20 protein-coding genes are annotated in these 18,093 nt (G+C 55.9%); 9 read left to right on the top strand and 11 right to left on the bottom strand.

Annotated features, from left to right (window positions below; translation table 11 throughout):
• The first annotated feature begins 189 nt into the window (after nucleotides 1-189).
• Genes AC2FAK_RS07665 through AC2FAK_RS07650 form a run of 4 tightly spaced genes read left to right on the top strand, consistent with a single transcriptional unit; the run spans nucleotide 190 to nucleotide 3,271 of the window.
• Nucleotides 190-1,008 carry an ABC transporter substrate-binding protein gene (locus tag AC2FAK_RS07665; RefSeq protein ID WP_095454855.1) on the top strand — a complete coding sequence of 273 codons (819 nt, stop codon included), beginning with the start codon at nucleotides 190-192 and terminating at the stop codon, nucleotides 1,006-1,008.
• Between the two features lies 1 nt (nucleotide 1,009).
• Nucleotides 1,010-1,825 (top strand): amino acid ABC transporter ATP-binding protein, encoded by an 816-nt coding sequence (locus AC2FAK_RS07660; RefSeq protein WP_095454809.1) that lies wholly within the window; start codon nucleotides 1,010-1,012, stop codon nucleotides 1,823-1,825.
• Complete coding sequence (locus AC2FAK_RS07655) at nucleotides 1,825-2,601, top strand: amino acid ABC transporter permease (RefSeq protein WP_095454810.1); 777 nt, start codon at nucleotides 1,825-1,827, stop codon at nucleotides 2,599-2,601. Before AC2FAK_RS07660 ends, AC2FAK_RS07655 begins: the two co-directional genes overlap by 1 nt.
• Entirely contained in the window at nucleotides 2,585-3,271 is a 687-nt protein-coding gene (locus AC2FAK_RS07650; protein ID WP_058681472.1) for an amino acid ABC transporter permease, read from the top strand. Before AC2FAK_RS07655 ends, AC2FAK_RS07650 begins: the two co-directional genes overlap by 17 nt.
• Here AC2FAK_RS07650 and fumD read toward each other — a convergent pair.
• The 4 genes from fumD to AC2FAK_RS07630 form a co-directional block, all read right to left on the bottom strand.
• A complete protein-coding gene (gene fumD, locus AC2FAK_RS07645) occupies nucleotides 3,252-3,461 on the bottom strand; it encodes a fumarate hydratase FumD (protein ID WP_013096944.1) in 210 nt (69 codons plus the stop codon). The genes AC2FAK_RS07650 and fumD overlap by 20 nt on opposite strands.
• Before the next feature lie 109 nt (nucleotides 3,462-3,570).
• Nucleotides 3,571-4,383 (bottom strand): MetQ/NlpA family ABC transporter substrate-binding protein, encoded by an 813-nt coding sequence (locus AC2FAK_RS07640; protein WP_013096945.1) that lies wholly within the window; start codon nucleotides 4,381-4,383, stop codon nucleotides 3,571-3,573.
• Between the two features lie 24 nt (nucleotides 4,384-4,407).
• On the bottom strand, nucleotides 4,408-5,076 hold the full coding sequence (locus AC2FAK_RS07635; protein ID WP_013096946.1) for a methionine ABC transporter permease: 669 nt from the start codon (nucleotides 5,074-5,076) through the stop codon (nucleotides 4,408-4,410).
• Nucleotides 5,069-6,091, bottom strand: coding sequence for a methionine ABC transporter ATP-binding protein (locus AC2FAK_RS07630; protein ID WP_020688322.1), 1,023 nt, complete (start codon nucleotides 6,089-6,091; stop codon nucleotides 5,069-5,071). Before AC2FAK_RS07630 ends, AC2FAK_RS07635 begins: the two co-directional genes overlap by 8 nt.
• Nucleotides 6,092-6,489: 398 nt before the next feature.
• Here AC2FAK_RS07630 and AC2FAK_RS07625 point away from each other — a divergent pair, with 398 nt between their 5' ends.
• The 5 genes from AC2FAK_RS07625 (at nucleotide 6,490) to lpp (ending at nucleotide 11,354) form a co-directional block, all read left to right on the top strand.
• Nucleotides 6,490-7,860: a pyridoxal-phosphate dependent enzyme gene (locus AC2FAK_RS07625; RefSeq protein WP_048971213.1), complete on the top strand. Its 1,371-nt coding sequence runs from the start codon at nucleotides 6,490-6,492 to the stop codon at nucleotides 7,858-7,860.
• Nucleotides 7,861-7,870: 10 nt separating this feature from the next.
• The gene (locus AC2FAK_RS07620) at nucleotides 7,871-9,016 is read left to right on the top strand and encodes a trans-sulfuration enzyme family protein (protein ID WP_013096949.1); all 1,146 of its coding nucleotides are present in this window, start codon (nucleotides 7,871-7,873) and stop codon (nucleotides 9,014-9,016) included.
• Between the two features lie 73 nt (nucleotides 9,017-9,089).
• On the top strand, nucleotides 9,090-9,386 hold the full coding sequence (gene ynhH, locus AC2FAK_RS07615; protein WP_420909240.1) for a protein YnhH: 297 nt from the start codon (nucleotides 9,090-9,092) through the stop codon (nucleotides 9,384-9,386).
• A 7-nt stretch (nucleotides 9,387-9,393) separates the two neighbouring features.
• A complete protein-coding gene (gene pykF / locus AC2FAK_RS07610; RefSeq protein WP_013096950.1) occupies nucleotides 9,394-10,806 on the top strand; it encodes a pyruvate kinase PykF in 1,413 nt (470 codons plus the stop codon).
• A gap of 311 nt (nucleotides 10,807-11,117) precedes the next feature.
• Complete coding sequence (gene lpp / locus AC2FAK_RS07605) at nucleotides 11,118-11,354, top strand: murein lipoprotein Lpp (protein ID WP_001082307.1); 237 nt, start codon at nucleotides 11,118-11,120, stop codon at nucleotides 11,352-11,354.
• Between the two features lie 61 nt (nucleotides 11,355-11,415).
• On the opposite strand, the gene ldtE is transcribed toward lpp, so the two are convergent.
• The 7 genes from ldtE to sufA all read right to left on the bottom strand — a co-directional run bounded on the left by ldtE (nucleotide 11,416) and on the right by sufA (nucleotide 18,044).
• Nucleotides 11,416-12,429, bottom strand: coding sequence for a L,D-transpeptidase LdtE (gene ldtE, locus AC2FAK_RS07600; RefSeq protein ID WP_023620680.1), 1,014 nt, complete (start codon nucleotides 12,427-12,429; stop codon nucleotides 11,416-11,418).
• A 97-nt stretch (nucleotides 12,430-12,526) separates the two neighbouring features.
• A complete protein-coding gene (gene sufE / locus AC2FAK_RS07595) occupies nucleotides 12,527-12,943 on the bottom strand; it encodes a cysteine desulfuration protein SufE (protein WP_013096952.1) in 417 nt (138 codons plus the stop codon).
• Between the two features lie 14 nt (nucleotides 12,944-12,957).
• A complete protein-coding gene (gene sufS, locus AC2FAK_RS07590; protein WP_095454811.1) occupies nucleotides 12,958-14,178 on the bottom strand; it encodes a cysteine desulfurase SufS in 1,221 nt (406 codons plus the stop codon).
• Nucleotides 14,175-15,446, bottom strand: a complete 1,272-nt coding sequence (sufD, locus tag AC2FAK_RS07585) for a Fe-S cluster assembly protein SufD (protein ID WP_095454812.1) — start codon at nucleotides 15,444-15,446, stop codon at nucleotides 14,175-14,177. Before sufD ends, sufS begins: the two co-directional genes overlap by 4 nt.
• Nucleotides 15,421-16,167: a Fe-S cluster assembly ATPase SufC gene (sufC, locus tag AC2FAK_RS07580; protein WP_013096955.1), complete on the bottom strand. Its 747-nt coding sequence runs from the start codon at nucleotides 16,165-16,167 to the stop codon at nucleotides 15,421-15,423. The genes sufD and sufC overlap by 26 nt, the downstream gene beginning before the upstream one ends.
• A 9-nt stretch (nucleotides 16,168-16,176) precedes the next feature.
• Nucleotides 16,177-17,667: a Fe-S cluster assembly protein SufB gene (gene sufB, locus AC2FAK_RS07575; RefSeq protein ID WP_013096956.1), complete on the bottom strand. Its 1,491-nt coding sequence runs from the start codon at nucleotides 17,665-17,667 to the stop codon at nucleotides 16,177-16,179.
• Nucleotides 17,668-17,675: 8 nt separating this feature from the next.
• A complete protein-coding gene (gene sufA / locus AC2FAK_RS07570) occupies nucleotides 17,676-18,044 on the bottom strand; it encodes a Fe-S cluster assembly scaffold SufA (RefSeq protein WP_008500631.1) in 369 nt (122 codons plus the stop codon).
• Between the last annotated feature and the right edge of the window lie 49 nt (nucleotides 18,045-18,093).

Here is an 18,093-nt window from a genome sequence, read left to right as displayed (position 1 = left end):
GGTGAAATACCAATATCCACTGTTGATATGCAGATTCTGCAAATGCCACCACATTGCGTCACCTGCGTGTAACACACTGTTCAATAATGTTTTTTTGTTTAAAGCAAAGAACAATTTCTTATTTGGCGATAGCTTTCGCTTATGGGAGCGTAACGGAACAAAACAAACACGACGGGATGACGTATGACGATGGCAGCAAATAAAAAAGGGTTCATTGCGCTGGGTTTACTGGCAACAGGTAGCCTGCTTTCTACACAAGTTCAGGCCGATCGGCTGGCGGATATTAGAGCCGCAGGTGTGGTAAAAGTGGCGACCTTTGATGCCAACCCGCCGTTTGGTTCAGTTGATGCCAACACGCATGAGATTGTGGGCTACGACGTGGATTTTGCCAGAGCGCTGGCAAAATCGCTGGGCGTGAAGCTGGAGCTGGTCGCCACCAACCCGGCGAATCGCATTCCCCTGCTCCAGTCCGGGAAAGCGGATTTAATTGTAGCGGATATCACCATCACCCCGGAGCGGGCGCAGGTGATTGATTTCTCGACGCCGTATTTTGTCACTGGTCAGCAATTCCTGGTGCCGGCAAAATCCGCCGATAAGCTGGACGCTTACAGCCACGCACGCATTGGCGCGGTAAAAGGTACCACCGGCGAACAGGCGCTGCACCAGCGGTTCCCGCAATCCCGCGTGCTCTCCTACGACGATATTCCGCTGGCGCTGACGGCGCTTCGCAACGGTAACGTGCAAGCGATCACCCAGGACAGCACCATTCTGGCCGGTCTGCTGGCGCAGGCCCCGGATAAAGCGAACTTCAAAATTCTGCCCGACCTGCTCAGCAAAGAAGAGATTGGTGTGGGTGTCAAAAAGGGGGAACCGGCACTACTGAAAGCCGTCAATGATGAGCTGGTGAACCTGGAGAAAAACGGCCAGGCAGCAAAAATCTACGATCTCTGGTTTGGTCCAAACACCCCGTCTCCACAGCCACGCGCCTTTACCATAGAAGCGAAGTAAGATGCTCTCAGGTTTATTTTCCCACTCCGCGGCCAGTGCCGCGGATTTTTCACGTCTGAAACAGGCCAGCGTCGAGTTCCGCAATGTCGGCAAACGTTACGGTGATCATCAGGTTTTAAACGGCATTAATCTCACCATTACGCCTGGCGAAGTGGTCGCCATCCTGGGACCTTCGGGTTCAGGTAAATCCACCCTGATCCGTCTAATCAACCAGCTTGAGACGCTAAGCGGCGGCGAGATCCTGATTGACAACAAACCCACCGGGCGACTTTCGCGCCTTGCGCTGCGCCAGTTACGCAGTCGCGTCGGATTTGTGTTCCAGCAGTTCAATCTCTACACCCATCTCACCGCCAGCCAAAACATCACCCTGGCGCTGGAGCATGTTCACGGCTGGAAGCCCCTGCCAGCTCAGGCGCGTGCGCTGACGCTGCTGGAGAACGTGGGCATGCTGGAGAAGGCAGACCATTTCCCAGCGGAACTCTCCGGTGGCCAACAGCAGCGAGTGGCGATTGCACGCGCGCTGGCCTCCTCGCCGCAAATTATTCTCTTCGACGAACCAACGTCCGCGCTCGACCCCGAAATGATTGGCGAAGTGTTACTGGTCATGAAAGCGCTGGCTCATAGCGGAATCACTATGATTGTGGTTACGCATGAGATGCAGTTTGCCCGGGAAATTGCCGACCGGATTGTTTTTATCGACGGCGGACAGATCCTGGAAACCGCCCCGCCGGAGCAATTTTTCCGCCACCCGTCGCACCCGCGCGCGCGGCGTTTTCTGCAAAAGGTTTTGAACCCGCTGCATCAGGAGCCGTTGTAATGCCCGCGCTCGACTGGCAGGGGGTGCTCACCGGACAGCCCCTGCAATGGATTGTATCCGGTTTTCTCACCACCCTATGGGTGACGCTCGCCGGGGCGATACTGGCAAGCCTGCTTGCGCTGCTTTTTCTGCTCCTGCGCCTCTCAGGCGGGCGCCTCGGCAACATGGTGGTCAGTTGCTGGGTGTCGCTGTTTCGCAATACCCCGCTGCTGGTACAGCTGCTGTTCTGGTATTTTGCCGCCTGGAACGGCCTGCCGCAGGCATTCCGGGATACAGTGAATGCGGATCACCGCTGGTCGATTCTCCCCGGCGACGTCTGGTGGTTCACCCCCGAGTTTTTGTGCTCGGCCTGGGGGCTGGGCGTGTTTATCTCGGCTTTTCTCATTGAAGAAGTGGCGTCCGGGTTGCGCGCCGTTCCGGGCGGGCAACGGGAGGCGGCGCTCTCCCAGGGCTTCTCCGCGTGGCATCTGTTTCGTTACATCCTGCTGCCGCAGGGGCTGGCGAACGCCTGGCAGCCCATTGTGGGGCAGTACCTTAACCTGATGAAACTCTCCTCGCTTGCCAGCGGTATTGGCTTTGCCGAACTGACCTGTCAGGTCCGGCAGATTGAGAGCTTTAACGCGCACGCGCTGGAGGCGTTTACCGTCGGCACTCTGCTCTATCTGTTCACCGGCGTGGTGATGGGCATGGCGCTGGTGCACCTCGGACCCGCTCCAAAACGTCAACGCCAGAAGACGACACTCACAGGGAGTGAAAAACATGATTGCCGGACTTAACGTGATTATCGATAACCTGGACTATCTGCTGTGGGGACGCGCGGCTACGGGTGAACCCGGCGGAGTCTTGCTCTCATTACTGATGGCCGCAGGCGCGGCGCTCCTTGCGCTGCCGGGCGGCGTAGTCCTTGCCTGTCTGGCCTGGCGCTATTCCGGGAGGATACGTAAGACGCTGTTTCTGTGGGCGGAGCTTATCCGGGGTATCCCGTTAATCTTTGTGATCTTCTGGATGTGGTATCTGCTGCCGCTTATTATCGGCGGCGATCTGCCAGGAGCGCTGACCGTGACGCTGGCGCTGGCGTGGTTTACGGCGGCATCGGTGATGCACTCAGTATTCGCGGGCATTCACGCGTTGCCGTCGGGTCAGTACGAGGCGGCCTTAACGCAAGGATTCAGCACACAACAAATCCTGTGGCGCATCCTGCTGCCGCAGGCAATGCGTAATATCCTGCCCTCTTTGGTGGGGATTTTTATCAGCCTGCTTAAAGACACGTCGCTGGCGTTCATTGTGAACGTGCCTGAACTGACCACGGTGGCGGGGCAAGTGAACAACCGGGTGCAAATTTACCCGGCGGCCATCTTTATTTTCACGGGTGTCGTTTATTACCTTCTCTGCTGTTCCCTGGAACAGCTTGCAAAGCGCTGGCGCATCAACCGGCCAGCGCTTTAACCACCGTTTCCATCGCCTGGGTAGTTAACTCGCTCCGTTTTACGCGCTGGTTCGCCAGCGCCGTACGCAGCACCCCGGCAATCACGATATGCTTGGGCTCCTGCCCTAAGTCACGCATCTCCAGAACGACCTTCCCTACCACCCGACACATCTCCTGGTACAGCTCTTCGTCTTTGGTCACATTGCCCATAGCGATCCACTCCGTTGCCCTAAACCGTCAGCTTAAATGATCCCTCGCCCGGATACAAAAAAGAAGCCCGGCGAGAAACTCAACGGGCTTCCTAAGCTAAATCAATTAATTAGTTATTTACCGGTATCACCGCACCTTTGTACTTGGTGCGGATCCAGTCCTGAATCTCTTTGGAGTGCAGCACGTTCACCAGCGCAACGATATCTTTCTTCTTCTCGTCACCGCGATGCACGGTAATGATATTGGCATACGGGTTGTTTTCACCGCTCTCAACCGCAATCGGGTCGTGAACCGGATCCAGACCGGCGTCAATCGCGTAGTTGGCGTTGATCACGACCGCCGCGCCTTCATCGTTGTTGTACATCTGCGGCAGCAGAGACGCTTCCACGTTAGGAGTGAACTGCAGCTTTTTCGGGTTCTCCACGATGTCGCTGATGCGCGCGGTCACTTTGTCGATGCCAGGCTTCAGCTTGATCACCCCTTCTTTTTCGAAGATAGAGAGAATACGCCCCTCTTCAGAAACGGCATCACGCATGATGATTTTGCCGCCTTCCGGCAGGTCTTTCAGCGACTTGTATTTTTTGGAGTAGATGCCGATGGGCTCGATGTGGATCGCGCCTGCGCTGACAAAATCATAGTCCTTATCGCCTTCATGATCTTTCAGCACGCTGTTCAGATAAGGGATGTGCTGGAAGTAGTTCGCGTCAATGTCATGACCCGCCAGGGCAGTGTTGGGCAGAATGTAGTCCTGGAACGGTTTGATCTCCAGGTCGATACCCTGCTTCGCCAGAATCGGCTTCGCCTGCTCAAGAATTTCAGCATGTGGCGTATTGGACGCGCCCACAGTGAGGGTGTCAGCCCAGGAGGCAAAGCTCAGGGCGCTGAGGGTTGCTGCGGCGATCAGTGTCAGTGTCTTTTTCATGATGATGGTTCCTGTGTGTATTTATTAGCGTTTATCTAACAGTGAGGTAATGATGTCGCCGCAGAACTGGATAACGAAAACGATGATCAAAATGGTCACCGTTGCCACCAGCGTGACGTCACCATGGTTGCGCTGGAATCCTTCCAGATAAGCCAGATTTCCCAACCCACCGGCGCCAATCACTCCGGCCATTGCGCTGTAGCTCACCAGCGCAATCAGCGTCACCGTAATACCTGAAACCAGTGCGGGTGATGATTCCGGCAGTAAAACCCGAAACACTAAGGTGCTCAGTCGTGCCCCCATTGAGCGCGTTGCTTCTATGACCCCTTTGTCCACTTCACGCAGGGCGATCTCCACCAGACGGGCGTAGAACGGTGCGGCGCCCACAATCAGGGCAGGCAGTGCCGCGTTAGCTCCCAGGATGGTGCCAACAACGGTCTTGGTGAACGGGATCAGCAAAACAATCAGAATGATGAACGGGATAGAGCGGAACACGTTCACCACAATTGAAATGACGCTATAGACCGTGCGGTTGTGGAACAATCCGCCGCGGGCGGTTAAAAACAGCGCCAGACCCAGTACGATCCCCAGCACAAAGGTCGCCACACCGGAGAGCGCGGTCATGTACAGCGTCTCAAGCGTTGCCGCCCAGAGCTGATCCCACTTCAGATGCGGAAAGAGATTCTCAGCCATGTTTAATCACCTCGCCTTCAATATCGCTGTGCTTCAGGTCGGCGAGGATATTGTTCAGTTGTTCATCGGATGCCACCACGTGTACCCACAGTTGGCCAAACACGCCGTGCGCCGTCTGGGTCATTTTTCCGTGCAGAATGTTAAACGGCAGGCCGTAGCGCAGCGTCAATTCACCCACAATCGGTTTATGTGTGCTGTGACCGGTGAAGGTCAGACGGATGACCGTCCCTTCCAGATCGTTTGCCAGCTCGGTATTAAAGGTCTCTTCCTCGGCGTACTGACTCACCTGGCGGACAAACTGCTGCGTAATCGGCTGCTGCGGATGGGTAAAAACGCTCAGCACGTCGCCCTCTTCCACCACTTTACCGTTCTCCATCACCGCCACCCGGTCACAGATTTTGCGCACCACGTGCATCTCGTGGGTAATGAGGACGATGGTCAGCCTGAACCGACGATTAATGTCCAGCAGCAGATCGAGGATCTGATCGGTGGTCTGTGGGTCGAGCGCAGAGGTGGCTTCGTCACAGAGCAGCACGTCCGGGTTGTTCGCCAGCGCACGCGCAATGCCCACGCGCTGCTTTTGCCCGCCGCTCAGCTGCGACGGATACGCATTTTCGCGGCCTTTCAGCCCGACCAGTTCCACCAGCTCGGCCACGCGGGCCTGAATCCTGGCCTTTGGCACCCCGGCAATCTGCATCGAAAAGGCAATGTTTTCCGCTACCGTTCGCGACCACAGCAGATTGAAGTGCTGGAACACCATGCTGATCTTCAGACGCGCCTGTCGCAGCGCTTCCCCCTTTGCGGCAGAAATGTCCTGACCGTTAATGGTCACGCTGCCGCTGCTCGGTTTTTCCAGGCCATTTAACAGGCGGATAAGCGTACTTTTCCCCGCGCCGCTGTAGCCAATAATGCCGTATATCTGCCCCTGCTCAATCGTCAGATTGACGTTATCAACGGCCGTGAGCGCCACCTTGCCGTTGTCAAAGACCTTCGAAATATTGCTGAGAACAATCATTCTTAATCGTTATCCGTCCGCCCTAGCGGTTTAGAAGTATGGATGTCCAAACGATAGTAATCAGCCGTTACTTGCTTTTAAATGAACAAAAAAGCATGTGTTATAACCAGCGGGAATAAACACTGCCTGTCGCGGGCGGGACCCGTTTAGACCAATTTCAGCAATGTTTATCTGCACGATGCATATGTCAGGGGCGACCCACGCCAAAAACGCGCATTTTTTCAACATATTCTGTTGATATAGCCATCCTCACATCCGGAGCACTTTACGTCTTGCTATCCTGACATCCAAAAACACCATTTATATTCTTTTCTGTTCTAAAAAGCAGAGATTCGTTCTTTCTTGCGAAATTTTCACCGCCCTATCATCCCGTCATGACCTCCTGAAAGGAAAAACCCATGACGATTTACCACTCCGTCACTGAACTGATTGGCCAAACACCGGTTATCCAGTTGCATAAACTGGACACTGGCCTCTGCTCGCTGTTTCTGAAACTGGAGAACCAGAACCCGGGTGGCTCTATAAAGGACCGCGTGGCGCTGTCGATGATTAATGAAGCGGAGCGCACCGGCCAGCTGCAGCCGGGCGGCACGATTATTGAGGCCACGGCGGGGAATACCGGCCTGGGGCTGGCCCTGATCGCCGCCCAGAAAGGCTATTCGCTGATCCTGGTGGTACCGGACAAAATGAGCCGCGAGAAAATCTTCCACCTTCGCGCGCTAGGTGCCCAGGTGGTACTGACGCGTTCGGACGTCAATAAGGGCCATCCCGCCTATTACCAGGATTATGCCCGGCGTCTGGCGAGTGAACTGCCCGGCGCGTTTTACATCGACCAGTTCAATAACGAAGCCAATCCGCTGGCGCACCGTACCACCACCGCGCCGGAACTGTTTGAACAGCTTAACGGCAGGATCGACGCCATCGTGGTGGGCGTGGGGTCAGGCGGCACGCTGGGTGGCCTGCAGGCGTGGTTCGCCGAACACTCTCCGCACACGGAGTTTGTCCTCGCAGACCCGGCAGGATCGGTTCTGGCCGACCAGGTGGAAACCGGACGCTACCGCGATGCGGGCTCCTGGCTGGTTGAGGGAATTGGCGAAGACTTTATTCCGCCACTGGCCCACATTGACGGGGTGAATCGCGCCTTGCGCATCACCGACCGCGACGCGTTCGCCACGGCGCGCGAGCTGCTGAAAACGGAAGGCATTCTGGCTGGCTCCTCCAGCGGAACTCTGCTGGCAGCCGCGCTGAAGTATTGCCAGGCACAGACCACGCCGAAACGCGTGGTGACCTTCGCCTGCGACAGCGGCAACAAATACCTCTCAAAGATGTTCAACGATGACTGGATGCGCCAGCAGGGGCTGATGTCTCGCCCGCAGGCAGGCGATCTCTCCGACTACATTGCGCTGCGCCACGACGAGGGCGCCACCGTCACCGCCGCCCCGGACGACACGCTTTCCACCGTACTGGCACGCATGCGCCTGTATGACATCTCGCAGCTGCCGGTGCTGGAGAACGGCAAGGTGGTAGGCATTATTGATGAGTGGGATCTGCTGCGCCACATTGGCGGCGACGGGGCTCGCTTTGCCCTCCCCGTCACGGCGGCCATGACGCAACAGGTGGAGATTCTTGATAAGCACGCGCCGGAAAGCGCCCTGCACGCCATCTTCGACCGCGGTCTGGTGGCGGTGATTAATGACAATGACCGTTTTCTGGGTCTGATCACCCGCAGCGATCTCCTCACCGCCTGGCGCAACCGTCTACAGCAATAAGGAAACAAGAATGAAAAATCTCGCCACGCTCAGCGTACACAGCGGCCAGGTTAACGATCAACACGGCGCGGTCATGCCGCCCATTTACGCCACCTCGACGTTTGCGCAACCGTCGCCGGGGGAGCATACCGGCTACGAATATTCCCGAAGCGGCAATCCTACCCGCCATGCGCTGGAAACCGCCATCGCCGAACTGGAAGGCGGCACGCGCGGCTATGCTTTTGCCTCCGGTCTGGCCGCCATTTCCACCGTACTGGAGCTGCTGGATAAAGACAGCCATATCGTCGCCATTGATGACGTGTATGGCGGCACCTACCGTCTGATTGAAAACGTGCGCAAGCGCAGCACCGGGCTGCGGGTCAGCTGGGTAAAGCCCGACGATCTGGCCGCGCTGGAAGCCGCCATTGGTCCCCAAACGCGCATGATCTGGGTGGAGACGCCGACTAACCCGCTGCTGAAACTGGCCGACCTGGCAGCCATCGGGGCCATTGCCCGCCGCCATAAGGTGATAAGCGTGGCGGATAACACCTTCGCCTCCCCGGTCATTCACCGTCCGCTGGAGCTGGGTTTTGATATCGTGGTGCACTCCGCCACCAAATACCTGAACGGCCATTCCGACGTGGTAGCCGGGCTGGCCGTGGTGGGCGATAACCCGGCGCTGGCGGAACGGTTGGGTTATCTGCAAAACGCCATCGGCGGCGTGCTCGATCCCTTCAGCAGTTTTCTGACGCTGCGCGGAATGCGTACCCTGGCTCTGCGGATGGAAAAGCACAGCAGCAACGCGCTGGCGATTGCGCAATGGCTTGCGCAGCAGCCGCAGGTCGAAAAGGTGTTCTATCCGGGGCTGGATTCGCACCCGCACTATCAGCTCGCCCGCAGGCAAATGGCGCTGCCGGGCGGGATGATTTCCGTCGTGGTGAAAGGCGATGCGCAACGTGCGACGGAGGTGATCCGCAAGCTGAAGCTGTTCACCCTCGCAGAAAGTCTCGGCGGTGTGGAAAGCCTGGTGAGTCAGCCCTACAGCATGACTCACGCCTCTATTCCGCGCGAGCAGCGTCTGGCTAACGGCATTGTGCCGCAGCTGATCCGCCTGTCCGTGGGGATCGAAGAGGCAGACGATCTGATTGCCGATCTGAGTCAGGCGCTGGAAAAATAAGCAAAAGGCGGCAGACCTCGCGCCTGCCGCCATAAGATGTCATTATGCCTTAACGCATTGATAACAATATTATGTGAAACTGCACAGATTATTTCTGAAACACCGTTTCCATTTTCCTTTTATCTTAAAATCAGCGTATAATGCGCGCCAAATCCCTGGTGAATGGTTTCAGCGCTTGGAATACAAAAAACAACGTACAACTTCTCCTCTCCTTCGTTGGGCTGTCACTCAGGCACACTTTCTTCTGCACGCTCATTTGATGTCTCCTATCCTTAGTGCGTGTCATATACTCTTTTGCAACACAGGTTTGACTCTGCGGCGGTGCGCCCCCGGAGCGAGATTTCCATATCCTTCCCAACTTAAAGACTAAGACTGTCATGAAAAAGACGAAAATTGTTTGTACCATCGGCCCGAAAACCGAATCTGAAGAGATGCTGACCAAAATGCTGGACGCCGGCATGAACGTTATGCGTCTGAACTTCTCTCACGGTGACTACGCTGAACATGGTCAGCGTATCCAGAACTTGCGCAACGTCATGAGCAAGACTGGTAAAAAAGCCGCCATCCTGCTGGATACCAAAGGTCCTGAAATCCGCACCATCAAACTGGAAGGCGGTAACGACGTCTCCCTGAAAGCGGGCCAGACCTTCACCTTCACCACTGACAAGTCTGTGGTCGGTAACAGCGAAATCGTTGCGGTAACCTATGAAGGCTTCACCAGCGATCTGTCTGTGGGTAACACCGTGCTGGTAGACGATGGTCTGATCGGAATGGAAGTCACCGCCATCGAAGGCAACAAAGTCATCTGTAAAGTGCTGAACAACGGCGACCTGGGCGAAAACAAAGGCGTTAACCTGCCAGGCGTTTCCATCGCGCTGCCAGCACTGGCTGAAAAAGACAAGCAAGACCTGATCTTCGGCTGCGAGCAAGGCGTTGATTTCGTTGCTGCCTCCTTCATCCGTAAACGTTCCGACGTGGTTGAAATCCGTGAGCACCTGAAAGCACACGGCGGCGAGAAGATCCAGATCATCTCCAAAATCGAAAACCAGGAAGGCCTGAACAACTTCGACGAAATCCTCGAAGCGTCTGACGGTATCATGGTTGCGCGTGGCGACCTGGGTGTTGAAATCCCGGTAGAAGAGGTGATCTTCGCGCAGAAGATGATGATCGAGAAATGTGTCCGCGCACGTAAAGTGGTTATCACTGCCACCCAGATGCTGGACTCCATGATCAAAAACCCACGTCCAACCCGCGCTGAAGCAGGCGACGTGGCGAACGCCATCCTCGACGGTACTGATGCCGTCATGCTGTCTGGCGAATCCGCAAAAGGTAAATATCCGCTGGAAGCGGTGTCCATTATGGCCACCATCTGCGAGCGTACTGACCGCGTGATGACCAGCCGTCTGGACTTCAACAACGACAGCCGCAAACTGCGCATCACTGAAGCGGTCTGCCGCGGTGCGGTAGAAACGGCTGAGAAGCTGGAAGCGCCACTGATCGTGGTTGCAACCCAGGGCGGTAAATCTGCGCGTGCCGTACGTAAATACTTCCCGGATGCTACCATCCTGGCGCTGACCACCAATGAAACCACTGCGCGTCAGCTGGTGCTGAGCAAAGGTGTTGTTGCGCACCTGGTAAAAGAGATCGCCTCTACCGACGATTTCTACATTCAGGGTAAAGAACTGGCGCTGGAAAGCGGCCTGGCACAGAAAGGCGACGTGGTGGTAATGGTATCGGGTGCACTGGTACCGAGTGGTACAACCAATACCGCATCTGTTCACGTGCTGTAATAATGTTCAAACGAATTAGTTTTTGATAAAAAGCGTCCTTCGGGGCGCTTTTTTTATTCGTGGTATTAGCCAACTCTATTCAAAAAGCAAATCGGGTTTTTCTATTTAATCGCGATTTATGTAAGATGAATCCGATGAAAAATGCCTTTTTTAACATAGCTTTTTCGACAAAAATGCCGAATTCGTTGCTTCTTTGAGCGAACGATCAAAAATAGGCGTATTCCCATCAAAAAAATATTCTCAACCCAAAAAAGTTTGTGTAATACTTGTAACGCTACATGGAGATTAACTCAATCTAGAGGGTATTAATAATGAATCGTACTAAACTGGTACTGGGCGCGGTAATCCTGGGTTCTACTCTGCTGGCAGGTTGCTCCAGCAACGCTAAAATCGATCAGCTGTCTTCTGACGTTCAGACTCTGAACGCTAAAGTTGACCAGCTGAGCAACGACGTGAACGCAATGCGTTCCGACGTTCAGGCTGCTAAAGACGACGCAGCTCGCGCTAACCAGCGTCTGGACAACCAGGCTACTAAATACCGTAAGTAATAGTACCTGTTAATAAAATGGCGCACATTGTGCGCCATTTTTTTTGCCTGCGTCAAACCCCCTACTGCGTCACCTTCTCGCCATCCTCTTCCGTTACCGCAGCAGAGACACGGCTGTTCTGCACGGACTGCACGTTGTTGCTGGCCGACGGGCCGTTAGCCGCCGATACGGCGACCGGGATCCCCGCCCGGCGCGACAAGGCTTTATCAATAAGCGCTTTGTCGCTTCCTGCCTGAGAAACAAACGAGGCAAAGTCAGCGGAATGGGTAATAGGTGTAATCTGCGGGTTTTCCCCCTCCACCTGCGCCAGCGGACGATGTACTTCAATATAGCGTTTGCCATCCGGCTCGACGGAGAACTTCACCGGCTCATTGATAATCTGTACCCGCGTGCCGACCCGCACCTGTTCGAACAGGGCTTTAATGTCCGGGGCATTCATGCGCATACAACCTGAACTCACCCGCAGACCAACGCTGTCCGGCGCACTGGTACCGTGGATGAGATATTCCCCATTGCCCACGCCTAAACGCAGTGCAAAGCGTCCCAGCGGGTTATTTGGCCCGGCGGGTACGACCGGCGGCAATTTAATGCCCTGCTCCAGAGAGCGCGCTCTGATGCCCGGCGTCGGGGTCCAGGTTGGATTAGGGATCTTCTGACTCACGCGGGTCGTCGTGACCGGCGTCTCCAGCCCCAGCTGTCCAATCCCCAGCGGGAAAACCTGAACAATATTTCCCCCCGGCGGATAGTAGTAAAGCCGTAACTCGGCCAGGTTCACCACAATACCTTCGCGTGGCGTGTCCGGAAGCAGCATCTGGGATGGAATGGTAATCACCGTTCCCGGCGCAGGGTTTACCGGCGCAATGGTGTTATTGGTTTCAAGGATGAGCTGTGCCGCAGTATTAAACCGACGTGCGATGGTCTGAAGTTTGGTATCCCCTTCCTGTATTGTGTAGGTTTGATTTTGCCCAATCAGACGGCTGCCTGCGGGCGGTAACGGATAATCCATCGCACTGGCCGAATTAAGAGCGCCGAGCGAACCAAGGAGTAAGAGTGTTATTAGAGACGCGCGCTTCATGCTGAGATTCCTTATTCACTGACAGAACGCCAGAAAGCTGAAAAACCAGCGAGGCGGGAACCACCTCGCGAAACAGAATGAATGCTGTCCTGTAAGTCTAGCTAATGATTGCAGCTTTGGCGCGGATGGCGCGAATCATCGCTTCCAGCCCCTGGGAGCGGGACGGGGTGAGGTGTTGGGTCAGGGCCATTTTTTCAAACCACGGGCGCACATCAAAGGCGACAATATCCTGCGCGGACATCTGGTGGTAGAGAATAAAGACCACGGCGATAAGCCCTTTCACAATCGCGGCATCGCTGTCGCCGTGCAATTCAATCGTACCGTCGCCCTTTTGCTCCATCACAATCCACACCTGGCTCTGGCAGCCCTGAATAATATTATCCGGGTTATGCGCCGCTTCACTGAGCGGCGGCAAACGCTGCCCCAGCTCAATAATATAGAGATACTTTTCTTCCCAGTTTGCGCAACGTCCGAAGTTACGCAGTAATTTATCTTTGTCCGGCAACTCTGCCATTGTTCGCTTCTCCGTTAGCCCAGCAACTGGTGAATGCGTTTTAGCCCCACCACCAGCCTGTCGACCTCTTCCGTTGTGTTGTACATCACCAGCGACGCGCGGCACATTGCCGGGACCTGATAAAATGCCATCAGCGGCATGGCACAGTGGTGCCCCGTACGCACGGCCACGCCATAGTTATCGAGGAAACTGCCCACGTCATAGGCATGGTGTTTTCCCAGATTGAACGCAATCACGCCCTGCCGGTTGGCCGGGCCATACAGGGTCAACTCGGGCACGCTGGCAAGCTCCTGCAGCGCGTAGTGCATCAGCATCTGCTCATACTCCTGGATGGCCTCAAGGCCAATGGAGGAGACATAAGAGAGAGCAGCCCCAAGCCCGATAATCCCGCCGGTGTTGGGCGTACCAGCCTCAAAACGCCACGGCGCGCGCGCGTAGGTGGTCCCTTCCGACAGGCTGACGGTGGCGATCATCGAGCCGCCCCCTTCCCACGGCGGCATGGCCTGCAAAATATCGTCTTTCACATACAACACGCCGATCCCGGTTGGGCCATAAAGCTTATGCCCGGAGAAGACGTAAAAATCGCAGTCCAGCGCCTGAACATCCACCGCGTGATGCATCACCGCCTGAGCGCCGTCAATCAGGACCTTCGCGCCCGCCCGGTGGGCTTTTTCGACGATCTCTGCTACCGGGTTTTCGGTGCCCAGCACGTTAGAGACCTGGGTTATCGCCACCAGCCGCGTGCGGTCGTCCAGCAGGACATCAAGGTGCTCAAGCTGAAGCGTGCCGTCCTGATTCAACGGGATCACCCGTAGCGCAGCACCCACACGCTCACAGAGCATCTGCCACGGCACGATATTGGCGTGGTGTTCCATCTCGGTGATGATGATGTTATCGCCCGCGTGGACCTGCGCACTGCCCCAGCTGTTGGCGACAAGGTTGATCCCTTCCGTCGTGCCGCGCACAAACACCAGTTCTTCCGGTGAGCGCGCATTCAGAAAAGCGGCCACCTGGGTGCGGACGTTCTCCATACGCTGGGTCGCCTCTGCGCTCAGCGTATGAATACCGCGATGCACGGCGGCGTAACCGTGGCGGTAGAATTCGGCTTCTGCATCCACAACCTGATTCGGTTTTTGCGCGCTGGCAGCGCTGTCGAGATAGGCCAGCGGCAGTCCATTCACTTCACGGGTCAGAACCGGGAAATCGGCCCGTACTTTCTCTACGGGAAAACTCATGCTTCGCCTCCAGGCAGACGCTGACCAATACGGGCCAGCACCTGCTGTTTTAACAGGCCATCGTCCAGCGCCTCCGTCAGCTCTGCGGCAAAGGCGTAGATAATCATTTTCTGCGCCGCCTGCTGGTCAATACCGCGCGAACGCAGATAAAACATCTGTTCATCGTCAATGCGCCCGACCGTGGCGCCGTGGCTGCATTTGACGTCGTCGGCATAGATCTCCAGCTGCGGCTTGGTGTCCACTTCTGCCAGGCGCCCCAGCAGCAGGTTGTTGTTGGTCATCTGCCCGTCGGTCTTAATAGCGTGTTGCGCCACATTGATCAGACCGTTAAACACCGCGCGGCCTTTGTCGCTGACAATGGTTTTGTGCAGCTGGCGGCTGTTACAGTAGCCTTTGTTGTGCTCAAGCCAGGTCCGCGTATCGCACACTTCCGATTTGACCGGCATCGCCAGGCTGTTGATGCGCAGGGTGGTGTTCTCGCCGTTAAGCTGCGTACTGGTATTGTGACGCAGTACCGCGCCCCCCAGCAGGAAGCTGTGGCTGTATGCCGCTGCATCTTGTCCAAGCAGGATATCGTTATGCGCAAAATGGTGACTCTGCGGGTTCTCGAATGCCAGCTTGATATGGTGCAGCTGAGCGTTGGCGGCGACATTCATCGTCAGGCGCGCCCCGGTAAAGTGGCGGGTATCGTTGAGGCTGACGTAATGTTCAATGATCGTGGCTTCCGCGCCCTCCGCCAGCTCCAGATGGTGGCGATAGTGCGCAGTATTGATTTCATCGCCGTCCAGGCTCTGGGTGATGTGCATCAGCAGTAGCGGTTTCGCCGGGCGCTGGTTTCGCTTCACGTGAATCTGCGTCACACTCTGCGCCAGGCTCTCGGTAAGGTGCAAAAAGACCTCCGGCTGCACGGGTGCCGTCAGGCTCTGGCGCTCATCATTAATGGCGATCGTATAACCGCTCTCGTCGGTGCTGTCGCTCAGATCAGGACGGAACTGGCCGTCGACAAACACCAGGCGCAGGGCATCCACTTTCAGCGCCAGTGCATCGCGCTGCGTCGGTGTGATATCCGCCCGTTGCGAGACAAATTCAGCGTTCAGCAGGCCCTCAAGCGGCGTGTACTTCCAGTTCTCATGTTTACGCGTGGGTAAACCGAGGCGCAGCATCTGTTGCAGGTGCTGTTGTGCCTGCTCAGAACGCCTTCCGCCCTGCGCTTCAAACAGGCGGTGCCACTGCTGGAGCGCATTACTGCTGTTCGGTAAGCCAGCCATAACCCTGCTCCTCCAGTTGTTTGACCAGCGTGAAATCACCGGATTTCACAATGCGCCCCTGGTAAAGCACGTGGACGTAATCCGGTTTGATGTAGTCAAGAATACGCTGATAGTGGGTAACGATAATGAATGACCGTTTGCCGTCGCGCAGAGAATTCACCCCGTCGGCGACAATCTTGAGGGCATCGATATCCAGACCGGAATCGGTCTCATCCAGAATGCACAGTTCAGGTTCAAGCACCGCCATCTGCAGAATGTCGTTGCGCTTCTTCTCGCCGCCGGAGAAGCCGACGTTCACCGAGCGGGTCAGCAGATCTTCCGGCATTTTCAGCAGCTTGATCTTCTCTTCCATCAGGTCCTGAAAATCAAAACGATCCAGCGCCTCCAGGCCACGGTATTTGCGTACCGCGTTGAGCGCCGTTTGCAGGAAGAACTGATTACTGACGCCCGGAATTTCGACCGGATACTGGAAAGCCATAAAAATGCCCTCCCCCGCGCGCTCTTCCGGCGACATCTCCAGCAAATCTTTACCGTTAAACTCCACCGAGCCGTTGGTCACTTCGTAATCTTCGCGTCCCGCCAGCGTCGCTGAAAGCGTACTTTTCCCGGAGCCATTCGGCCCCATAATGGCGTGGACTTCACCCGGCTTGACGTCAAAATTGAGGCCACGCAGGATGGCTTTGTCTTCCACGCTAACCTGTAAATCTTTAATACTTAACATGTGCTTTCCTTAACCGACGCTGTGTTCAAGACTAATGGCGAGGAGTTTCTGGGCTTCAACGGCAAATTCCAGCGGCAGTTCAGAGAACACGTCCTTACAGAAGCCGTTGACAATCATCGAGATGGCATCTTCTTCACTGATCCCGCGCTGCAGGCAGTAGAAAAGCTGATCTTCCCCGATACGCGACGTTGTCGCCTCATGCTCAAGCTGGGCGCTGTTGTTGCGACACTCCACGTACGGGAAGGTATGCGCGCCGCAGTCTGCGCCAATCAGCATGGAGTCACACTGGGTAAAGTTTCGCGCGTTGGTGGCCGTAGGCATGATTTTCACCAGCCCGCGATAGCTGTTCTGGCTGTGTCCGGCGGAGATACCTTTTGAGATGATGGTCGATTTGGTGTTTTTACCAATGTGGATCATCTTGGTGCCGGTATCCGCCTGCTGATGACCGCTGGTCAGCGCAACGGAATAAAACTCGCCGATGGAGTTATCCCCGCGCAAAATACAGCTCGGGTACTTCCAGGTAATGGCCGAGCCGGTTTCAGACTGGGTCCAGGACATCTTGCTGTTTTCGCCTTCGCACAGCGCACGCTTGGTGACGAAGTTGAGGATACCGCCGGTATTACCATCGCCCGGGAACCAGTTCTGCACCGTGGAGTATTTCACTTCGGCGTCTTTATGGATGATGACTTCAACCACCGCGGCGTGGAGCTGGTAGCTGTCGCGCACCGGCGCGGAACACCCTTCGATGTAGCTGACGTAGCTGCCTTCGTCCGCCACCAGAATGGTGCGCTCGAACTGGCCGGTCTTTTCCGCGTTGATGCGGAAATAGGTCGACAGCTCCATTGGACAACGTACCCCTTTCGGCACGTAGATGAAGGTGCCGTCTGAGGCGACCGCTGCGTTGAGCGCCGCGAAGAAGTTGTCGTTAGACGGCACCACGGTGCCAATGTACTTTTTCACCAGTTCCGGGTGATCGTGGATCGCTTCGCCGAAAGAGCAGAAAATGATCCCCTGTTCCGCCAGCTTCTCACGGTAGGTGGTTGCCACCGAGACAGAGTCAAAAATGGCGTCCACCGCCACCTCTTTCCCCTCGCGAACCGGCACGCCAAGCTGGTTAAACGCCTCTTCCACCTCTTTACTCAGGAAGCTATTATCCGCCCCGGTTTGCTGTACCGCGCCGGGCTGCGAGGCGCAGGTGTCGTCACAGCTGCCGCAGGAAGGTGCAGAGTAGTAGCTGTAATCCTGATAATTCAGCTTATCGTAGTGGGCTTTCAGCCAGTGCGGCTCTTCCATCTCCAGCCAGGCCCGGTAAGCGCTCAGGCGGAATTCGAGCATCCACTCCGGCTCGTTACGTTTGGCTGAAATTGCGCGCACGACATCTTCGTTGATGCCCTTCGCCAGTTCATCAGTTTGCAGCTGGGTGAAGAACCCCTCTTTATAGTTGAGGTGTCCGCCGCTCCAGGTATTTACTTCACTCGTTGCTTCAGTATTACGAGACATAGTACCGCCTATACCCCAAAGCTTTCGCCGCAGCCACATTCGTTCTGGGCTTTCGGGTTATGAAATTTGAATAACTGGTTTAAACCTTCACGCACGTAGTCCACTTCGGTGCCGTCGATAAACGGCATCGCCTGAAGCGCGACATACAGTTTTGCGCCATCCGTTTCAAACACCAGATCATCTTTTTCGGGTTCGGTAACGGTGTCGAGCACATAACCAAACCCCGCGCAGCCGGTCTGCTTGACCCCTAAACGCACGCCGAGGATCTCTGGCTTTTTCGCCACCAGCTCATGAATATGTGCCGCCGCCGCTGGCGTGAGCGTTAAACCGCGCCAGGCGAAATCGGCAGGGTTAAAGGTTTCTGAATGCAGTTCCATAGGTCCACCTCATCTGATAAGCCATCAGGGCATAACACCATGTTAGTGA

This window comes from Enterobacter cloacae complex sp. 394F7, assembly GCF_057320385.1.
Note: the sequence above shows the minus strand (reverse complement) of the source record. Positions and strands in the feature narration are given on the sequence as shown.

What these genes read in the sequence shown, in the direction of transcription:
- ldtE (WP_023620680.1), bottom strand. Translation starts at nt 12,429, where the DNA reads ATGAAGCGCGCGTCTCTAATAACACTCTTACTCCTTGGTTCGCTCGGC.
- AC2FAK_RS07665 (WP_095454855.1), top strand. Translation starts at nt 190, where the DNA reads ATGGCAGCAAATAAAAAAGGGTTCATTGCGCTGGGTTTACTGGCAACA.
- sufE (WP_013096952.1), bottom strand. Translation starts at nt 12,943, where the DNA reads ATGGCAGAGTTGCCGGACAAAGATAAATTACTGCGTAACTTCGGACGT.
- fumD (WP_013096944.1), bottom strand. Translation starts at nt 3,461, where the DNA reads ATGGGCAATGTGACCAAAGACGAAGAGCTGTACCAGGAGATGTGTCGG.
- AC2FAK_RS07655 (WP_095454810.1), top strand. Translation starts at nt 1,825, where the DNA reads ATGCCCGCGCTCGACTGGCAGGGGGTGCTCACCGGACAGCCCCTGCAA.
- lpp (WP_001082307.1), top strand. Translation starts at nt 11,118, where the DNA reads ATGAATCGTACTAAACTGGTACTGGGCGCGGTAATCCTGGGTTCTACT.
- sufS (WP_095454811.1), bottom strand. Translation starts at nt 14,178, where the DNA reads ATGAGTTTTCCCGTAGAGAAAGTACGGGCCGATTTCCCGGTTCTGACC.
- AC2FAK_RS07640 (WP_013096945.1), bottom strand. Translation starts at nt 4,383, where the DNA reads ATGAAAAAGACACTGACACTGATCGCCGCAGCAACCCTCAGCGCCCTG.
- sufC (WP_013096955.1), bottom strand. Translation starts at nt 16,167, where the DNA reads ATGTTAAGTATTAAAGATTTACAGGTTAGCGTGGAAGACAAAGCCATC.
- AC2FAK_RS07635 (WP_013096946.1), bottom strand. Translation starts at nt 5,076, where the DNA reads ATGGCTGAGAATCTCTTTCCGCATCTGAAGTGGGATCAGCTCTGGGCG.
- sufB (WP_013096956.1), bottom strand. Translation starts at nt 17,667, where the DNA reads ATGTCTCGTAATACTGAAGCAACGAGTGAAGTAAATACCTGGAGCGGC.
- AC2FAK_RS07625 (WP_048971213.1), top strand. Translation starts at nt 6,490, where the DNA reads ATGACGATTTACCACTCCGTCACTGAACTGATTGGCCAAACACCGGTT.
- sufA (WP_008500631.1), bottom strand. Translation starts at nt 18,044, where the DNA reads ATGGAACTGCATTCAGAAACCTTTAACCCTGCCGATTTCGCCTGGCGC.
- AC2FAK_RS07620 (WP_013096949.1), top strand. Translation starts at nt 7,871, where the DNA reads ATGAAAAATCTCGCCACGCTCAGCGTACACAGCGGCCAGGTTAACGAT.
- pykF (WP_013096950.1), top strand. Translation starts at nt 9,394, where the DNA reads ATGAAAAAGACGAAAATTGTTTGTACCATCGGCCCGAAAACCGAATCT.
- AC2FAK_RS07660 (WP_095454809.1), top strand. Translation starts at nt 1,010, where the DNA reads ATGCTCTCAGGTTTATTTTCCCACTCCGCGGCCAGTGCCGCGGATTTT.
- AC2FAK_RS07650 (WP_058681472.1), top strand. Translation starts at nt 2,585, where the DNA reads ATGATTGCCGGACTTAACGTGATTATCGATAACCTGGACTATCTGCTG.
- sufD (WP_095454812.1), bottom strand. Translation starts at nt 15,446, where the DNA reads ATGGCTGGCTTACCGAACAGCAGTAATGCGCTCCAGCAGTGGCACCGC.
- AC2FAK_RS07630 (WP_020688322.1), bottom strand. Translation starts at nt 6,091, where the DNA reads ATGATTGTTCTCAGCAATATTTCGAAGGTCTTTGACAACGGCAAGGTG.